The sequence below is a fragment of the Streptomyces sp. NBC_00273 genome, assembly GCF_036178145.1.
Lineage (GTDB): Bacteria > Actinomycetota > Actinomycetes > Streptomycetales > Streptomycetaceae > Streptomyces.
Genome location: NZ_CP108067.1, coordinates 10266802 through 10286236, shown reverse-complemented (window position 1 = coordinate 10286236; position 19435 = coordinate 10266802). Strand labels below are relative to the sequence as shown.

Annotated in this window: 7 protein-coding genes and 1 pseudogene; 3 read left to right on the top strand and 5 right to left on the bottom strand. The window is 65.5% G+C overall.

The features are described from left to right. Positions 1-14: 14 nt before the first annotated feature. The 3 genes from OG386_RS46580 to OG386_RS46570 are packed head-to-tail and all read right to left on the bottom strand — an operon-like array spanning position 15 to position 5610. Entirely contained in the window at positions 15-4625 is a 4611-nt protein-coding gene (locus OG386_RS46580; protein ID WP_328786146.1) for a putative T7SS-secreted protein, read from the bottom strand. Next, on the bottom strand, positions 4625-5188 hold the full coding sequence (locus OG386_RS46575) for a hypothetical protein (RefSeq protein WP_328786147.1): 564 nt from the start codon (positions 5186-5188) through the stop codon (positions 4625-4627). The genes OG386_RS46580 and OG386_RS46575 overlap by 1 nt, the downstream gene beginning before the upstream one ends. Further along, positions 5188-5610, bottom strand: coding sequence for an SseB family protein (locus tag OG386_RS46570; RefSeq protein ID WP_328793111.1), 423 nt, complete (start codon positions 5608-5610; stop codon positions 5188-5190). The genes OG386_RS46575 and OG386_RS46570 overlap by 1 nt, the downstream gene beginning before the upstream one ends. Positions 5611-6285: 675 nt before the next feature. On the opposite strand from OG386_RS46570, the gene OG386_RS46565 reads away from it, so the two are divergent. Beyond that, a complete protein-coding gene (locus tag OG386_RS46565) occupies positions 6286-6543 on the top strand; it encodes a hypothetical protein (RefSeq protein ID WP_328786148.1) in 258 nt (85 codons plus the stop codon). 496 nt (positions 6544-7039) lie between these two features. Here OG386_RS46565 and OG386_RS46560 read toward each other — a convergent pair whose 3' ends face one another. Next, positions 7040-9775, bottom strand: a complete 2736-nt coding sequence (locus OG386_RS46560) for a DNRLRE domain-containing protein (RefSeq protein WP_328786149.1) — start codon at positions 9773-9775, stop codon at positions 7040-7042. Positions 9776-10639: 864 nt separating this feature from the next. On the opposite strand from OG386_RS46560, the gene OG386_RS46555 reads away from it, so the two are divergent. Continuing rightward, entirely contained in the window at positions 10640-18247 is a 7608-nt protein-coding gene (locus OG386_RS46555) for a polymorphic toxin-type HINT domain-containing protein (RefSeq protein ID WP_328786150.1), read from the top strand. 227 nt (positions 18248-18474) lie between these two features. Next, complete coding sequence (locus OG386_RS46550) at positions 18475-19137, top strand: Imm1 family immunity protein (RefSeq protein ID WP_328786151.1); 663 nt, start codon at positions 18475-18477, stop codon at positions 19135-19137. Positions 19138-19143: 6 nt separating this feature from the next. Here OG386_RS46550 and OG386_RS46545 read toward each other — a convergent pair. Beyond that, positions 19144-19432 (bottom strand): annotated as a pseudogene (locus tag OG386_RS46545) (transposase family protein); the annotation flags it as partial. Positions 19433-19435 lie beyond the last annotated feature (3 nt).

The following is a 19435-nucleotide window of genomic DNA, read 5'->3' as shown; positions in this document are numbered from 1 at the left end:
TCCTACTTTCCGGATCAGTGCGGATATGGTAGCGGAAGGTGGCTGGGCCACGGAATGTGAGTATCATTGACCGCCGCCTCATCAAAGAAATCACTGTTCGGGTTTCCGATTTTCCTGTGGTAGAGCTGGCCCGCCTCGTCCTGGTATTGATTCCCGATCTGGATGCGGTAGATAGGTCCACTGCTGGCGTTGGGGCCAGCGTGTGGGCCGAGGTCGGCCTCGTGGACGCGCAAACGCGCCGTCAGCCCTGTGACAGGGTCCTTCCAGCTCCACTTGATGCCGTGCTCGACACCACCGGGGATCGGCCTCCACGCTTCCTGCACAGCGTCCTTCGGAAGGATGCTCAGCGGGTCTGCACCCCCACGGAGGTCCCAGCCTCCACCCGGGATCCGGGGCGGACAGGGACTGAGCCCGAGCGGGTCGCTCCACGTGTGTGGGTTGTGGACGTACGTGACCGGGTTGTCGGCGGGGCCGAGGCCGAGGGGGTCCTGGCTGAGGTAGCGGGCTGATTCGGGGTCGTAGTAGCGGAAGTAGTTGTAGTGGAGGCCCGATTCGGGGTCGAAGTGCTGGCCTGGGAAGCGGATGGGGGTGTATGTCGTGGCGTCGCGGTTCCACGTCGTCGTGCCCCAGAGGGTGGTGCGGGTTCGCCAAGCCAGCTCACCAGACTCGTCGACGAGTTCCGTCGGGGTGCCGATCAGGTCGGTGATGATGGCGAAGAAGCGTTCGTCGTCCGTGTCCGTGCGGCGTTCCGTCTGGGACAGGGGCCGCTGGCCCGCGTGGTCCCAGGTCAGGACGACGTTCGCGGTCGTCTGCTCGCAGAGGGTCGTGCCGTCCCAGGTGAAGTGGACGGTCTCGGAGGGGCACTGCTTGGATATTCGTCGACCCAGGGGGTCGTACGCGTACTGCCAGAGCGTGCCGTCCGGTGTCGTCACCGCGGTGAGACGGTCCTCCGCGTCCCACTCGTAGCGCCAGGTGTCGGGCTTCCGGGACAGCCGGGTCCTCTGGCGCAGCACGACCCGGCCCTGGCCGTCGTGTTCGTAGCGGACTGCACCCGCGCTGGCGATCCGAGTGCCCTCGTAGGTGCGGGCACCCGTCGCGGAGTGCGACGGGTGGGTCGCCGGCCACGAGGCTTCCGTCTGGTTTCCGGCGTCGTCGTACGCGTACCGCTCGGTCCATCCGTGCGCGTGGACGGCCGTAACGCGACCGGCCGAGTCCACGTCGAAACCGCGGGCACCGGACAGTGCGTCGCTGACGCCGACGAGACCGCCACCCGCGCCGTAGGCGTAGGCACGGTGCTGGAGGCGGCTGCCCCCGGATGTGATGGTCTGGGCCTTCAGCCGGTTCATCTCGTCGAAAGACGACGTCAGCGCCACGAAGTCGGATACGGTGCGCCCCACCTCACGGCCCAGGGCGTCGAAGGAGAAGGAGATGTCGCGCCCGGACGTGGTGAGCTTCGTCCTGCGGCCCGCGGCGTCGTACGACCATTCGCTGACCGCACCGCCGGGCGTCGTCCTTCCCACCCTGCGGCCCAGTTCGTCATATTTGTATGTCAGCGTCCGGCCGTTGACCGTCTCGGACTGCAGGTGGCCGTAGCGGTCTCGCAGGCGTTCCAGTTCGGCGTCCGGGCTGGTGGCCACCGCGAGTTCGTCGAAGATGTCGTATTCGAAGGTCGTGGCCCCGGTGCCTTCGACCTCTTTGCGGATCACCTGGCCGAGCGCGTTGTGCGTGAAGTCGATGCGCTGGCCCAGGCCGTTCGCCCGGGAGACAAGACGGCCCGAAGGGTCGTAGTCGTAGCTCAGCGCCCGGCCGTCGAAGTCCGTCTCCGTGACCAGCCGGCCTGCCGCGTCGTAGGTGTATTCCCAGGTCAGGCCCTGGGGGTTGGTCACGCGCGTGAGCCGCAGGTTGGTGTCGTAGGAGAACTCGTGGCGGATACCGTCTGGGGCCGTGCGGGCCGTCAGCAGGTCGAAGTCCGTGTACGCGAAGCGGGTCGTGCCACCCGTCGAGTCGGTGTGGCTGAGGCAATTGCCCTCGCCGTCGTACGTCCAGGACTCCACCGTGCCGTCGGGTGCGGTGCGCCGCGACGGCCAGCCCTCTACCGTCCACTCCGTGTGTGTCTGCGCGCCGAGGGCGTCGACGACCTGGACCCTACGGCCGAAGCCGTCGTGTTCGTATCGGGTCGTGGCACCCGACGGATCGGTGACCTCGACGGGCAGACCCCGGGGGTCCAGGACCAGTCGGGTGATGGACCCGAGAGGATCGGTCACCGCGGTGAGCCGGCCGGCCGCGTTGTAGGCGAACTGCGTCGTCGCCCCCGAGGGGTCGGTCACCGAGGTGCGGTTTCCGCGCTCGTCGAAGGTCTGGCGCGTGACGTTTCCATCGGTCCCGACGATGCGTATCGGCATTCCGTTGTCGTCGTATTCGGCGCGTGCCTGCCGTCCGTCCGGGCGTTCCAGCACTGTCATACGGCCGCGCTCGTCATGGGTGAAGCGGCTGATGTGGCCCAGCGGATCCGTTCGCGACAGCAGTCGGTTGTGGCGGTCGTACTCGAACTGGGTGACCGCTCCTAGGGGGTCGAGTTCGGCGACGATCTGGGAACGCTCGTTGACCATGAAGCGCTTCGTGTGGCCGAGGCCATCGGTGGTGGAAGTCATACGCAGGCCGGTCGCAGGGTCCGTCTCGTCCCAGGTGAATCGGGATTCGACGTGGCCGTTGGTGCCGGTCTGGTAGGTGCAGCGGTCCTGGTCGTCGTAGACGTAGTCGTAGCGGCTACCGTTGGTGTCGGTCCACGCGGTGATGCGGCCGTGTTCATCGCAGTCGAAACGCAGCGGGCGGCCGGAGGAGTTGGTGACCTCGGTCAGGTGGCCGTCGGTGTAGCCGTAGCGGAGGATCTCCTGGTCGGAACCGTCCGCAGCCGCTCCCGCGAGGTGGAGGGCCGTCACTCGGCCGTCACTCGTGGTGAGCTTCAGGTGGTAGCCACCATGGTGGACGATCGCGGTCGGCGCGCCCGCTTCGTCGTGTTCGAAGCTGATCGAGCGGCCGTTGCGGTCCTCGATCTGGGCCAGGAGCGCGAGCTCGTCGCTGTGATCGACGAAGCGCCAGACCCTACCGGTGTCTGGATCGGTGAGGGTGTAGCCGTCTTGGACCCGGTCCAGCGGCCACCGTCGGCCGTGTGTGGGCATGACCGGGACGCCGGGGGCCGGGTGAGGGTACGCCAACAGACTGCCCTCGTCGCAGCTGAAAACCACGCCTTCGGTGTCGATCTCCAGCCGCTGGTCCACCGTGCTCGACCAGGCCGGACCGAACCAGCGGCCCGAACGGTGCGAGGAGTCGAAAGTACGCTGGAACACGAGGGGAAGTGATCCGGGAAGTGTGATGTCCGTCTGCGGCAGCAGCATACGGCCGGTCGCCATGTCCACCGGGTCGCCGTGGCAGACGTTGTCGCGACACTTGTTGCTGTTGTGGTTCGGATCCTTCTCGTGATCCCCGCGGCTGCCGCCCGGCTTCGTGTCGTCCAGGTGCTTCGCCTCTGAGCCGAACCGTTTCCCGGCGCCCATGCCCTTGCCGCCGAGGAAGTCCGGGATCATCCTGCCGACGCCCTCGTTCGAGTCCTTCATGAACTCGTCGAGCATCTGCATGCCCGCGCCCCATGGGTCGTTGGCCATGGTGATCAGGCCCATGGCCGTCGAGTTCAGGTTTGTCCGGTACTCGGCGGGATGCGTGATGTTGTAGAGGTCAAGCGGGTTGATCCCGCGGGCGAAGTTGAGTGTGCCTGCCGTGCCCTTGAGGACACCGCCCACGAGGTGTGTCTTTGCGAGGTCGAAGTAGTCCAGGCCGTCGCTGAGCTGCTCCGCGTACGAGGGCTTCTTCGGGGCTTTGTCGCGGGCCGCACAGACGGCTGTACGGGTCGTCTCGGCGACCTCGTCGCGCTGCTTGCGGGCGCTGGCGAGTTTATCCCTGGCCGCGGCGATCAGAGGCTTGCCGGGGTCGACGAAGTCCTCCGGGTCGACCGGCCTCGGCGGCAGATGGTCCTTCTTCGCCTTCACCGCATCGCGGTAGGCATCGGCCTGCTTGCTGTAGGCGTCGCGAGCGTCGGTCGAAACCTTCTGCGCGTGGGTGTAGTCCTCTAGGGCCTCCTTCGCCTGCCCCTGCGCCCACTCCACCGTCTCGGCGAAACGGCCCATCGCGTCGGCGGCCTTGCCGAAGGCCTCCGCGGCCTCGAACCAGCGCGGCGGCTCCTTGGCCACCGCCGTCCGGAAGGCTTCCGCCGACTTGCCCTTGAGGCCGTCGGGCTCCCCGATGCCCTTCAGACCGTTGCCGACCTGCTCGAAGGAAGCCTTGAAGTCGTTCAAATGTGAGACCTGGGCGCGTATCTTGGCCACACTGCCGTAGACCAGCTTCTTCGGATCCTCGGTCTGGCCGAGCTCGAGTTCCCCCACGTCCGCGCCGAGCCGGTTGGCGGCGGAGCGGCTCTTGTCCCGGATCCAGTCGCCGGCATCGTCGAGGCCTACTTTCTCCGCCACGCCGGCCGTCTTGTTGCCGCCCCACTCGATGGCGTCGCCGGTCGCCTCGACGAAATCCTCGGCCAAATCCTCGGCCGAGTCGGGTATGTAATCGCGCCAGCCCATCAGTTACCGCCCCCGTTACCGTCCACCTGGTCCAACAGATCCCTCAAGGAACGCACCCTGCCGGTGGAGGTCACCGTGTCCTTGGTTTCCGACCAGGTCTTCCTCATGTCCTGATCGCCCTTCTCGAAGGACTCGGCGCTGTAGTCCGGCTTGTAGACGTCCCACCGGAAGAGGTCACCCCAGGCCTTCTTCTCGATCTCGTCCTCACTGGCATAGGGATTGCCGTACGCGGAGTTCACGACCACCTTGAAGGCACCCTGCGTGTACTGGTCCTCCTCCCAGACCGTGCCCGCGGCGATCCCGAGGGACTGGGCGAGAGTGCTCGCATCCTGTACGAGGCTGCGCACACCCCACTCCCAGCGCTCGCAGAAGTCCTCGAAGTCGGTGGCCAGCCCCGCGTGCCCGGCTTCCATCCCCGTCATCGACAGGTCGCTGAAACCCGCGCCCTGCGCAGCGCCCGCCGCGTCCGACGACTCACGCAGCTCCGAGATCGCCGCACGCAAACCGTCCTGGATGCTCTTGACCGCTGCCGGCGAGACCTCAAGGTCCCCGTCGCCCGCCATCAGGCCACCACCACTGCGTCAACAGCGCACGCATCGGGGACGATCCCCACAACCGGCGGGAAAAACATCGAACCGGCCTCGTCGGCGACGTCGACGGCTATGCCCGCAGGGCCGTCAACCATCGGGACCACGGCATCAACGAGTCGCGCGCCCAGGATGGAGAGGTATGTCCACTCCCGGTCGGCGTCGCCACGCGCCTCGGCAAACCGGGCCAACGCCTCCTCGTCCGTGAACGCGTACAGCCAGCGAATACCGCCCCGGACAGCGGACATCAGGCCACCATGGGAACCGGCAGAGGCAGCGGAACCTTCCGCAGGAGCAACGAGAGGCACGAGCAACACAGCCCGCCGGAACTCACCCATCAACCGCGCCGGATCACCCTTGCCATCCCGAACGGCTGCTATCTCCCCAGTCAATTCCATGATCCTCATCCCCCAAGTGCTGCTCAGCGCCCTACAAGAAACCCTAACTTGGGTGTTTGCTCCGCCTTCAGGGGGATCTCTGCCATGTTCCCGACAGCAGGCTGAATATCAGTCAGCAGTCCACGCCGCCGTACCCGGCGTAGCCCGCGCCCCGCCGCACCCTGTGAGGACCGACCGGCCAGAGCGCCGCCCCGCAGCCCAGGCCACCGTGCGCCCTACGGTCGGGTCAGGTGGCCCCGAACCGAAGGACGTACAGCTCACCCGTGCTGATAGGCCGCGCGTCGGTAAACCGGGCAGTGCGCGATGACAGCACCACCGAGCGGTAGAGCGGCCGTGCAGCTCCGTGCCGCCGGGGCTGAGCCGACGCGTGACATCGCAGGCACCCTTGGCGGGCAGGAGCCATCCGAACCACACCCTCAGCTGTCGGACGGACTCAGGCCCCCGGCTCACCGCGCAACCAGGTGGGGAACGCGAGCCGCCCTAAGCAATTTTGACGAATTCTCATCGCCCTGTCGTCGCCACCCAGTGCGGGCATGCTGGTCCTCGGCGACCACTGCGCTGGAGCACCCCGGTGGGCGCCGCGACCGTGCTGGCGGGCGACGCCCTCCCCCAGACCTGCCCGACACAAGGAAGGCTGCTAACCTCCGGGCGATCATCACACCACTCGGAAGCACCTTGAGCACAGCTCTCGTCCTGCTGATCGTCGGACTAACGCTCTTCGCCGCGGGCAGCTGGGTTGCGCTGAACATCCGCGGTGCCGCCGCCTCGCTGGAACGCCGGGCGGCGGCCAACGCCGAACTCGCGATGCATGCCCGGGGGGATCTGGGTCCGCCCAGGCGGGTGGCGTCCGCCGGGTCCTACCGGCTCGTGGGCACCTTGATCGCTCTGTGCGGGATCGTCTTCACCCTGGGCGGCCTGCTCGAGTCCCTCTGACGGGTCCAGGCTCCCGGATTGCCGGCACGACCGCGGCTCGGCACGAGCCCCGTCAGTCGTACCGCCCGCCAGCCACACCCGGCCGAACCACCATGGCACGCCAGCACGTGCGGTGCCCCTCGCCCCACTCGGCGCACGCTGTCACCTCCTCTCCCTCAGCAAGGTGGCCGGGGCGGGCAGAGCCGCCCCTATCCGGCCCTCCGCCCGTTCTACTGGACCCGGAGATAATTCCCGATTGCCTTGACGGCCTCAACAATGACTGCGGGGCCGACTGCGCCCTCTGTTAGGGGGCCTGCGTCTGCCCGGGTGGTGTGGGTGGTGGCGGATGGTACTGACCATTGGCCGTCCGGATATCGTGTCGCGCCGCGGACGGGGCTGATCAGCCCGGGCGCGGAGGTCGATGCGATGTGATGCTGTCGAGGACGCCGAAGTCGGCTGCGCCTTGCCAGGATTGATCTCCTGGCAAGGCGCTCGCGGTCACCGCTGTTCGTCCCGGCTATCCGATGGTCAGGAAGGCGTTCCAGCCGTCCTCGTCACGACCGGTGGGGTTCCCGATGGTGTTGGTTCCGCCCTGGAAAAGCCATTGGTTTCCGTTGTCTCCAACGGCCCAGATGTCGGGGACGCCGTCACCGTTGGCGTCGGGAGTGCCGAGGATCTTGGGGTAGGCGGCTCTGCCCCAGCCGGTGGTGCCGTAGGTGTAGTCCTGGCCTCCTTCAGAGTCGGCAGAGGAGGCAATGGACTTGAGGTCCACTCCGCCGTTGGCGCCAGGCTTGCCCTTGCGGAGGAGGAGGCCGCGGCTGGCGTTGGCGTTGTCGCGGAAGAGGAGGTCGGGGACCTTGTCGCCGGTGACGTCTCGGACTCCGATGAGGTCACGCGGCGTCCAGACCACACTGGCCAGCTTCTTGTAGGAGGTGAAGCTGGCTCCGGTGTAGCCGGAGAGGATCCAGAAGCCGCCGTCGGTGTCGAGGGCGAACATGTCGGCGAACCCGTCACCGTCGGTGTCTTCGCTGACGACGATCTGCCGGAATGTGGCTGGGTTGGGTGCGCCTGTCGGCAGCAGGATCTCCATGCGGCGGTCGACGTCGAACTGGCCTGTGCCGAGGCCTGGGTAGGCGTACAGCTTGCCGTCGGGCATGCGTGCGATGAGGTCGGTCAGTCCGTCGCCGGGGAACCAGTCGGTGGAGTGGCCGATGAGTGCGGGCGGCTTGCCGTTCTCGGACTTCCAGTAGCCGTTGATGGGCACGCCGTTGTGGACGGCGCCGAGGATGTAGTGGTCGGTGTCGCCGACCTGGTCGCCGCCGTAGGTGAGGAGGTTTCCATCTGCGTTGATGGCCAGGATGTCGGGGTATCCGTCACCGGTGACGTCGCCTGGCTTGTCCTGGCCCGGTCGTGGCTTGACGAGGAACTTGTAGAGGGTCGGATTGGAGATGTTGCCGAACTTGCTGACAGTGCGGGCGTAGATGATGTTCGGTCCGGCCGTGTCCACCTGGATGGATGGCTGGGCCTCGCCGGTCGCGTCCGGGACGACTTTCTGGTCGAAGACCGGCCGGTTCAGGCTCCACTGGTACTCGCGGATGTCCTCAGGCTTGGCGCCGTTGCCCTTGAACGTGATCGTCTGCCCCGGCGTACTGGCCGGCTGCACGCTCCACTCGGTGTAGTCGTCGCCGTGTGGGGGAAAGGCGGTGGAGCTGACTGCTGGGTTCTGCGGGACAGTGTGGCTGACGGTGAAGGTGCACCAGCCGCCGCCTCCGGAGTCACGTGGCCCGCTGCCGGGCGCCCCCCAGCCGTCCTTGTCTCTGGCACGGGCGAGCCAGTAGTACGTCTGCCCGTCGGTGAAGGTGTCCATTGGTACTTCTGCGGTGACGACGCCTTCGCTGTTGACCGGGAACCACTGGTCGTAGACCGGCGGTCCGCCGGCCGCATTCCATACCTCGATCTGGAGCTGGTCGAGGTTCTGTTGGCCGGGGAGATCGTCGCGGTCGGTGCCCTTGACCTGGAAGGTCACGTTCGTCTTGCCGATGCTGGTGCCTGAGCCGCTGGTCAGGCACGGGCCACCGGGGAAGGTCTGCATGTTCGCCGCGATCGGGGTGTCCGGTGGGGTGTGGTAGACGACCTCGATGTAGGGGGCGGTCTCGCCGTTGGCGATGAACTTCTTCCAGTAGTACGGATCCGACTCGTTGGGGGCGGCGAAGCCGAGGGACAGTGCTCCCCAGCCGCTGTTGGCGGCGTCGGTGACGAGGCCCTTGATGTCGGGTGCGATCCAGTTGTCGGGGCACGAGCTGTTGTAGCCGTATCCCGCGTACTCCGACGCGACCACTCTGCCCCAGTGGGCCGCGTCGTTGGTGCTGTTCCAGGTGCTCGACGACGTGATGTACGGGGTCGAGAAGATCAGCATCTGTTTGCGGTCGCACGACCACGAATACGTCTGCAGGGCCCGGACGACGGCCGAGTCGATCCCGACTCCATGCAGTTGGCTGCCGAAGTCGAAGTTGAAGATGGAGCGGGAGGTGCCTCCGGTCGTGGACTCGTAGCCGACGCGGGCTTCGTTCGTGCCGCTCGCGTTGTAGTTCTGCCCGTTGTAGAAGCTTGAGTTGCCCTCTGTCTTGTAGAGCAGGGTCCAGGCGTGCTTGCGCCCCTTGAACGAGGGGTCGATGAACACCGGGTACACCGTCTCCGCAGCGTTCAGCAAGGACACGTCGGGGGTGATGGAGAGGGTGTTGTCGGTGAGGGCCGCTGTGGCGGGTTTCAGGCGTGCGCCTTCCGCGCCGGCGAGGCCGGGCAGTGCCAGTGTCGGGTGCTGCTTCGCGGTATCGGTCGGTTTCCAGGCCGGCTCGTTGTCGGTGGTGGCGACCTTGCCGCTGGAGTCCCACATCATCGGGGTGGGCGAACCGGCGACTTCCTCGTTCTCGCCGTCGCGGGCGCTGACCGCACTGGACTTGGTGTCCAGTTGGAAGGTGAGGTCGGGTGAGGCGAGGCGGTACTTCAGCTGTTCGAGGAGCGGATCGGCTGCCACCTGCTTGTCCTTGACGACTAGCAGGTGTGAGTAACCGCCGTCCTGTGCGGTCATCAGCAGGTCGATGCCGGGGCGGACGTTCTCGTAGAGGGCGCGCGGGCCGTCGACGACGGGCGGTGGCAGGGTGCCGGGCCAGCTGACGACCAGGTCGTGACCGTCGGTGTTCAGTCGGACCAGTTCAGTCCATTCTTCCGTGGGGGCGTCCTGCCTCAGTGACACCCTATTTACGCCACGTGTAACGCGTTCCTGGCTGCCTGCACGTTGCGAACCTGCGCTGAACACCACGCGACCGTTGACCGCTTTGGCCGCATAGCCGTCTTTGACGCGTTCCAGGGTGGTGTCAATAGGCTTCCACCGACCGTCCACCTTGGCTCGAAAGGCTGAGCTGAAGATTTGCTTTCGGAAGGTGCCGTCAGGCAGGGCGTAGGTGGTGGTGTTCGCGCTGCGCTCTGCGGTGGCTTCCACCTCCTTGCCGGTCTTCTCTGCTGCACGCCTCGCTTCGTTAGCGGCGACGGGTACGTCTCTGTCTGGCTGGACCTGCGGTTTCGCGCTCCCGGTGACGTGGACGCCGACGGGTATCGCGACTGCTGCGGCCAGCAGAGCGGCGAGGCCGCCCAGGGCTCGGCGACGTCTGAACCACGGACGGGCCAGCATCGCAACATCTGGCGTCCTAGCAGCTGTTGGCGGTCTTTCGTCCATGGATTCACTGGCTGACACAGCTGTACTTCTCCCCCCTCGGGCAGGCTTCTGCGGCCCTCGGCACTCACACGTGGTCTCGGTCACTGGCCTGACAGCGTGAATGGGAGGTTGCCCTCCCCATCTGCCGGTCCCTCAGATGACTCGTGCCCCGAGCATGGACTATCCGTCCGGCATCCTCACCACTCCGCCGGCTGCCTCACCTGCCGCCAGAGTGCGATTTGTATCGATTGCCCTAAGGTATGCGGGTAGCAAAGTGATTAATTGCACACCCGATATCAGAACCGTGGTATTTCTGGTCCGGTGGCCGCAGAATCAGCTGGCTATTTGTCAGTTTCCTGTCGTCCGCGTGCCGTTGCCGCGGCGGCAGATCTTGGGGGGGTCTACATGTCGCCGTTTTCGGCGAACAACTTCCGCCTGCCCGGAAACAGAAAGGCGCGCGCAGCACGCGCGCGCCTGGCCGGGCGCGCCGGCATCACACTCTCCGTGGTGCTGGTGGCGACTCTTTTGCCATCACAAGCCTGGGCGGCGCCGCCAGACGACCGCGGCGGGATCACCCTGCCTGGTCTCCAGAAGGACCTCAAGGTCAAGCTCGACCAGATCGCAGCGGCTCGGATGGACGACTGGGCGCCGCCCATTGATCCTCCCCCGGAGTACGAGCCCAATGCGGTGGCACCACCCGGTCCCGCCTCCGTCCCGGTGCCGCTCAGCGGCAGTGAGCTCGTCCAGGTACCCAGCCTTCCGGTGAAAATCGGCAAGGCCACGGGGGCGACGACGGATCCGTCTGGAACCTGGACCGTGGCGCTCGATGCGCGTACCGCCAGTGAGGCCGCGGACATCGACGGCGCCCTCATCGTGCTCACCCCGCCGGCCGGCAGCGCCACACCGGTCGATGTCCAGCTGGACTACACCAAGTTCAAGGACATCTACGGCACCGAGTGGGCCTCGCGCCTGAAGTTCCGGCAGCTCCCTTCATGCTTCCTAGAGAAGCCTGTCCGTGACGAGTGCTCGGCTGCCAACTCCAAGACGGTTCCGAGCCGCAATGACCGGTCCTCGGGCACTGTCAGTGCGACTGTGGATCCGGCGACGTCTCCGGGCCAGGGCCTGCGCACCATGGCTGTCAGTGGTGGTGGCGGCCCCGTGGTACTGGCGGCCTCCGACAGTGGTTCCGGTATGGCCGGCAGCTACAAGGCGACTTCGCTCTCGCCTTCCGGTTCCTGGACCGCGGGAACCAGCGGCGGTGGCTTCTCCTGGACGTATCCGCTGAGCGTGCCGGCTCCGCCGGCCGGTCCCGCGCCCAAGATCGCCTTCTCGTATTCCTCCCAGGCAGTCGACGGCAAGACGTCCGTTGCCAACAGTCAGGCCTCCTGGATCGGTGACGGCTGGGACTACGAACCGGGGTTCGTCGAGCGCCGCTACCGTTCCTGCTCCGACGACGCCGAAGCCAACCCCGCTGGGGCGAACAACACCAACGCCGCTGACAAGAAGAAGGGCGACCTGTGCTGGGCCGGTGACAACGTGGTGATGTCGCTCGGCGGCTCCACCACCGAGCTGGTCCACGACGTCGCGACCGGCAAGTGGATCCCGGCCAACGACGACGGCTCCCGGGTCGAGCTCAAGACCGATCCCGCCGAAACCAACGGAGCCCGGGGCGGCGAGCATTGGGTCGTCACCACGCGCGAGGGCACCCGCTACTTCTTCGGACGCCACGACGTCGACGGCCCGGGTGGCAGCCGCCCCGTCACCAACTCGGTCCTGACCGTCCCCGTCTTCGGTAACCACCCCGGCGAGCCCTGCTACACGCCGACGTTCGCCGATTCCGCCTGCAACAAGCAGACCGCCTGGCGGTGGAACCTCGACTACGTCGAGGACGTCCACGGCAACGCCATGATCATCGACTGGGCCAGGGAAGACGGCCGCTACGCCAAGAACGAGAAGTTCAAGGCACCGGTCACCTACCACCGTGCGGGCTACCCCACGCAGATCACCTACGGACTCCGCAGCAGCAACCTGTCCGGTGCACCCTCCGCGAAGATCGAGTTCAGCGTCGATGAGCGCTGCCTCGAGGAGGGCAAGTGCAATGCGGCAAAGTTCGAGTCGAAGAACTACGGGGACAAGCAGTACTGGTGGGACACCCCCTCCACGCTGCACTGCAAGGCTGGCTCCGACTGCTTTGTCGGCTCGCCGACGTTCTGGACCCGCAAGCGGCTGACCGCCGTCACGACCTCCGCGCAGCGCACTGAGGGCTCCACAGCCCTGTCGTTCGTCGACAGGTGGACCCTGGCTCACTCGTTCCCCGAGCAGCGAACGGACACCTCCCCGCCACTGTGGCTGGACTCCATCTTGCGTACGGGCTACAGCACCGAGCGCGATAGCCAGAACAAGCAGCTGAGCGCGTCGCTGCCTCTGGTCTCCTTCCGCCCCAACGGGAAGGACATGCCGAACCGTGTCAGGGACGGGGAGGACGACCGCAGGCCCGACTTCGACCGTCTGCGGATCGAGACCATCGCGACGGAGACCGGCGGGGACATCCACGTCACCTACTCCGCGCCCTGTTCGGTCAGCGCGCCACGCCCGCAGCCCGCTGCCAATACCAGTCTCTGCTACCCCGTTCACTGGTCGCCAGACGCTGGCCTGGAGAACCCGCCTCTGGCCTGGTTCAACAAGTACGTCGTTACCGAGGTCACCGAGAAGGACCGCGTTGCCCTCCAGCCCGACGTCACCACCAAGTACCGCTACGAAGGTGACGCGGCCTGGGCCAAGGACTCCGATGAGTTCTCCATCCCCAAGATGCGCACCTACAGCCAGTGGCGTGGTTTTGCCTCCGTCGTCACTACGCGAGGTGTCACCACGACGGGCAAGTACGACGCGACCGAGCAGGCCGAGACCCGGACTCGGTACTTCCGCGGCATGTCCGGCGATGCCGGCCGCGCCAAGATCACGGTCACGGACTCCTCGGGTGCCGCAATCGCCGAGGACCTTCCCCAGTACCAGGGGATCCCGGCCGAGACCACGACGTACACGAAAGCGGGCGGCAGCCCCGCCTCGCGCATCCTGACCTGGCCGTGGCACCAGAAGAGCGGTGAACGGTCCAGGCCCGAGAACACCCCGCTCTACGCCTACCGCTCCGGTACCTCACGTACGGACGAGATCACATGGATCAGCGACGGCTCCACCCGTACGGTCCGTAAGCGCAACACCTTCGACAAGACCTACGACCCTGGCTTCGATACGTCCTACGGGCTCATCCAGGCCGTCCAGTCCGAGGTGGTGACGCCCAATGGCACGGGCGGCGAGAAGAGTAGCGACCAGAGCTGCGCCAGCACCACCTACGTCCACAACACCGGCGCGCACCTGATCGGCCTGGTCGCCGGCGTCCGCACGACTGCGGGTGACTGCTCCCAGAAGGCCACCGGGGCGCTGCTCTCGGAGACCCGTACCTCCTACGACGCACTCAACGCGTTCGGATCAGCCCCCAGCAAGGGGCTCGTCCACCAGGTCGACACCAACGACGGGGCCGGGACCGGCTGGATCACCACTGCGCGCACCGAGTACGACGCGCTCGGCCGCCCCACCAAGGCCCTCGATGCGGCAGGTAATCCCGTCACGACGACGTACAGCCCCGCCGCCGGTCCTGCGTTCACCGTGAGCAGCACCAATGCTCTGGGGCACACGGCCACCACCAAGAACGACCCCGGACGCGGAGTGCCGGTGGAGCAGGCCGACGCCAACGGGCGGAAGGTCACCATCGCCTACGACAGTCTCGGTCGGACCACGGCCGTCTGGACGCCCTCGCAGAAGCCGGGGAGCGACAAGGCAGCCCGCACTTTCGCCTACGAGATCAAGGAACATGTACCGCCGACCGTCATCAGCTCCACGCTGGAGGACGACGGCACGTACAAGCAGTCGATCGCGATCTATGACGGTCTGCTGCGCCTCCGCCAGGGACAGACCGAAGCCCTGGGCGGCGGGCGTCTGATCAGCGACACCTTCTATAACGCCAACGGCGCCGTCCGCCAGGCCAATAGCGCCTATCTCGCCGATGGCCAGCCCGAGAAGAAGATCTTCGTCCCTGAGTCACAGACCGCCGTGGCCAGCTCCACTCAAGTGGCATACGACGGTCTCGGCCGGGCGGTACGTAGCACCACCTTCCACGGAGCGACCGCGAAGGACTCCAGCACCGTCGAGTACGGCGGTGACTGGACGAGATCCCGAACCGGCATGTCGGCCGACGGCAAGACCCCCCTCAAGGGCAGCCGCGCGGTCAAGACGACCACCGACGCCCTCGGCCGTACCTCACAGGTCGAGCACTACACCACCACCAAGCTCGACGTACCCACACCCGCTTCGACCAAGACCAGCTACACCTACGACCTGCGCAACAAGCTGACCAAGGTCACCGACACAGCCAACAACACCTGGTCCTACACCTACGACGCTCGCGGCCGGATGACCTCGTCCGACGACCCCGACACGGGAACGACCAGCTTCACCTACAACAACCTCGACTTGCAGGTCTCGGTAAAGAACCAGGCCGGCCAGGCCCAGTTCACGACCTACGACGTACTCGGCCGCAAGACCGAGCTGCGGGACACCTCCGCCACGGGCCCCAAGGTCGCCACGTGGACCTACGACACCCTGCCCGGCGCCAAGGGCCAGCCGGTCGCCTCCATCCGCTGGGCAGGCACCAACGCGTTCACCAGCGAAGTCACCAACTACGACAGCGAGTACCGGCCCACCGGTTCGAAGATCACGATCCCGGACACCACGGGCACCCCGGAGTTCCCCAGCACCAAGGGGCTCGCCGGCACCTACACCTACAGCACCACCTACACGCCCACGGGCAAGGTCCAGTCGACCACCCTTCCGGCCACACCCGGCGGGCTCGCCGCCGAAAAGCTGATCACCCGGTACAACACCGACGGCATGCCCCAGACCATGTCAGGCCTGGCCTGGTACACCGCCGAAACCATCTACAGCCCCTACGGCGAGATTCTGCGCACTGCGTCGGGTAGCGCCCCGAACCGGGTGTGGACGACCAACACGTTCAACCCGAACACCGGTCGGCTCAGCGGTACCCAGAGCCACCGCGAGACCGCGCCGAACCTCCTGTCCAGCACCGCCTACACCTACGACACCGTCGGCAATCCCACCTCCATCACCGAGGCCCGGCCCGACACGCGGTCCGGCTCGACGGCGCAGTCGCCACCGGTCACCGATCGCCAGTGCTTCACCTACGACGCCATGGGTCAGCTGGTCAAGGCCTGGACCGGCAAGACGGAATCCTGCACGGAACCCACGGATCTGGATCCCACGCACGCAACCGCAGGCCCGGACGGCGACGGCTACTGGCAGGAATACCAGTTCGACGCGATCGGAAATCGAACCCAGCTCCTCGACAGGGACCCCTCCAACGGGTCCACCCGTGAGAAGACGACCTACACCTACGGCATAAGCCTCGGAGCCGGCGCCAAGAAGCAGCCCCATGCCCTCGCCCAGGCCGAGAAGACCACGACCAAGCCAGGCCTGACGGTCAACTCGCTTGCCACCTACGCGTACGACACGGCCGGGAACACCACGACCCGCCGCATCGACGGCGACACCCAGACCCTGAACTGGGATGCCCGCAACAAACTCACCTCAGCCACCAGTCCGGGCATCGGCGCTGTGGCCGTCACCGGCCTCGCAGGCAAGTGTCTCGACGTTGACAGCGGCGCCGCCCCTGACGCCGGAGGCGGTCTCCCCGTCCAACTGCTGACCTGCAACGAGTCCAAGACTCAGCAGTGGCGCCTCACCGGCGGCACCGTCCAGGCTCTCGGAAAGTGCCTCACCGCCGAAGGCGACAAAGCACTCCTGAAGCCCTGCAACAGCAACAACGAGGCCCAGAAGTTCACCTACCGGGCCGACAAGACCCTCTACAGCGACCAGGCCAAGGCCTGCGTCACCGTCCCCAACGACAACCCCGCCGAGGGCAACGACCTCGACATCTATACCTGCGCCGCGGGTTCCGCAGCCCAGCAGTGGACCTTCAGCAACACCACCCAGTACCTCTACGACGCTTCCGGCAACCGCCTCATCGAGGAAACCGGCAGCTCCCGCACCTTGCACCTCGGCGAAGCCGAGATCACCGTCAACAAGGCCGGCCAGGCCATGGATGCCGTCCGCTACTACAGCAGCCCCGGCGCCCCCACCACCGTCCGCCGTACCAACGGCAAGACCACGGGCCACAGCCTGTCCGTCCAGCTCACCGACCACCACAAGACCGCCACCACCAGCGTCGATCAGGCGGCTGGTCAGACAGCCACCCGCCGCAAGTCCGACCCCTACGGCAACCCCCGAGGTGCCCAGCCCGCCGACTGGCCCGGCAGCCGTACCTTCCTCGGCACCGGCAACGACGACAACACCACGGGCCTCACACACATCGGTGCCCGCGAGTACGAGCCCACCACGGGCCGCTTCATCTCCATCGACCCCGTCATCGACATCACCGACCCGCTCCAAATGAACGGGTACACCTACTCCAACGGCAACCCGATCTCCAACTCCGACCCAAGCGGCCTCAAATACTTCGAAGGTATGAGCGACGGCGGATTCCAGTCCGCCCCGCAGAACGTCGTCCAAGCCGCCACCCGATACGGCCACTACAGCGACGGAAGACAAGACGGACCAGTCAAATCAACTGGACCAGTCAAATCAACTGGACCAGTCGCATCAACTGGACCAGGCAAGACTGGCAAGGGCAAAGACTGCGGCTTCTTCTCGAAGTGCAACATAAATAAGGCTGTCAAGGGCGTCCAGGAATTCTGGAACGAGAACAAGGTGATGATCGTCTCGGTCACCACTGAAATCGTCGTCGGAACCGCATGCGTGGCCACAGCAACCGCAGCAGGTGTCGGAACAGGCGGAGCCGGATTCGCCCTGGCAGCCGGCTGCGGGGCCCTCGCAGGAGCCGCAGGCGCATCAGCAGCAAACTGGATGGACGACGACGCCGACCACAGCACGCTGGGCGTGCTCTCGGACATGGCCGAAGGCGCCATTTGGGGCGCCGCAGCCGGAGCAGCAGGCGCGGCGGCAGCACCCACTGCAAGGGCAATCGCTTCCAAGATCAAGTGCCTCGTCAACAGCTTCACCACCGGCACCCTCGTACTGATGGCGGACGGCACGACCAAAGCCATCGAAGACGTACAGCCGGGGGACAAGGTACTGGCCACCGACCCCGACACAGGTGAGACCGCAGCCAAGGAAGCCACGGCTACCATCTTCGGCGAGGGGGCCAAGAACCTTGTTGAACTAACCGTTGACTCCGACGGGAACGCAGACACGCCCGCTGAAAAAATCACCGCGACGGATAAACACCCGTTCTGGGTCGTCGATGACACCAAGTGGAAGAACGCTACTGACCTCCAGCCCGGCGAGTGGCTGCGCACCAGTGCTGGAACGCACGTTCAGGTCGCAGCTATCAAGCGGTGGACAAGCCAGCGCACGACCGTCCACAACCTCTCTGTCGCCGACCTCCACACGTACTATGTGCTCGCGGGAGCCACTCCGGTTCTCGTGCATAACTGCGGCACTAACCCGGTGCCAATTCAGGCTATTGAGTCCGTCGCGGATGATCTCGCTGGCAAGAAGATCACTACCGGACAGGTGATCGATGAGGCAGGCGCGAAGGTGGGGCCGACGGTAGAGAGCGGGGAAAAGGGATCCTGGTCGAATATCGCATCGTTCCTCAGATCGACCGGTTTGCCGCATCCGCCCAATGGACAAGCTTTCCCGGCCGCATCTCATGTTGAGCCAAAAATCGCCTGGGCCATGCGCAATAGACGCATCCAACGGGCAAGCGTTGTCATCAACAAAGACGATGGAGTTTGCTCTGTCGGCCCAGGAACCTGCTCCGCCGCCGTGCCCGAGATCCTACCGGTGGGATCGAGTCTGACAGTGTGGTGGCGAGGGACCTCGGGAGAAATCGAAGGAGTTACCATCCTAGGTAAAAATTAAGTGGCGATGTAACTCGTACACGAAATTTTCCCCACCCACCAGAGCAGACCCCAATGTCCGACCCTCGATAGATTCGCTAGCGATGTATTCCCTGCGGCAATCAATGCCGTGAACGTGTCGGGCCCCGTTTTCAGAAAGGGGCCCGACACGTCCGGCCGGAAGTTACTCACTTCGAAATGATAGAAATGAACGCAACTTGCAGATGTATAGTGGGATACTGTTGAAACATGCAGCACGCGAGCTTCGATGACCCCCAAGTCGCGTCTCGCATGGAACTAGGTTTCGAGGAGTTCGATTTGATTCTAAATATATTCACAAACGGCCAGGCCTACTATGCGGCGGAATGGTCAACTATTCGAAAAGTCCTTGATGAGCTTTTCGGAAGTTTCCAAGAAGTGCAAGAATACGACGCCATCCCGGCAAGTCTGCGCCTGACCGCCGGGTTCACTCTGTCCAGGAACCGGGAAAATGGAATCGAGGCAGCGCAGAGATTTGACAGCTACCTTCACGTCGCAGTCAATAATCAGACAGGATATGGGGCTCTAAAGTGGATGCTGTCTCCAGATTCCGCGGTTTCGGTCGATACCAACATCGCAGAATATGTTTGGATCTCCAACAATCCGACACCACCCGGCGACGATCCGTACGTAATTTCAGATCCAGACCTAGGCCGCTATCATGACCGACTGAGCACACTGCCAATTTCTACAATCCGTGACGCCGTGGAGGATTTCTGTCGGGCTGGAAATGGAAAGCGCCCTTCACGCATTGACTGGACTCCTGGCGACCTGAGCGGTAAGCGCCATGATTCCCTTAGGTCGGAAATCACTGCTGTCTATTGCGACGATCCGTGGTGTGAGATCGCGGAGTCCGATCACCTACAACACTGAGCTTCTTCAGGGTTGCCGCTCCAGCGCGAGGATGGGCCTTGGCGATTGACGTCATGCGGTTGGGGCTGCATCGGGACCTGCGGAAGATCCGCCAGGACTTCAGGCGGGCGACGCTGCGTTCGACGGGTGCCCGTGTCACGGCCAAGGCACGGTTGCGGGTCTTGTCGGTGGGAGTGAGTTCCTGCAGGGGCCTGCGTTTGATGCCTGTGGTCAGCCAGGGACCGCCGCCCTGGTAGGCGAGATCGGCCACGATTGGAACGCCCTGGCGCTCGCAGATGCGGATGATCCGGTGGGTGCC

What these genes read in the sequence shown, in the direction of transcription:
- OG386_RS46575 (WP_328786147.1), bottom strand. Translation starts at nt 5,188, where the DNA reads ATGGCGGGCGACGGGGACCTTGAGGTCTCGCCGGCAGCGGTCAAGAGC.
- OG386_RS46580 (WP_328786146.1), bottom strand. Translation starts at nt 4,625, where the DNA reads ATGGGCTGGCGCGATTACATACCCGACTCGGCCGAGGATTTGGCCGAG.
- OG386_RS46555 (WP_328786150.1), top strand. Translation starts at nt 10,640, where the DNA reads ATGTCGCCGTTTTCGGCGAACAACTTCCGCCTGCCCGGAAACAGAAAG.
- OG386_RS46570 (WP_328793111.1), bottom strand. Translation starts at nt 5,610, where the DNA reads ATGGAATTGACTGGGGAGATAGCAGCCGTTCGGGATGGCAAGGGTGAT.
- OG386_RS46550 (WP_328786151.1), top strand. Translation starts at nt 18,475, where the DNA reads ATGCAGCACGCGAGCTTCGATGACCCCCAAGTCGCGTCTCGCATGGAA.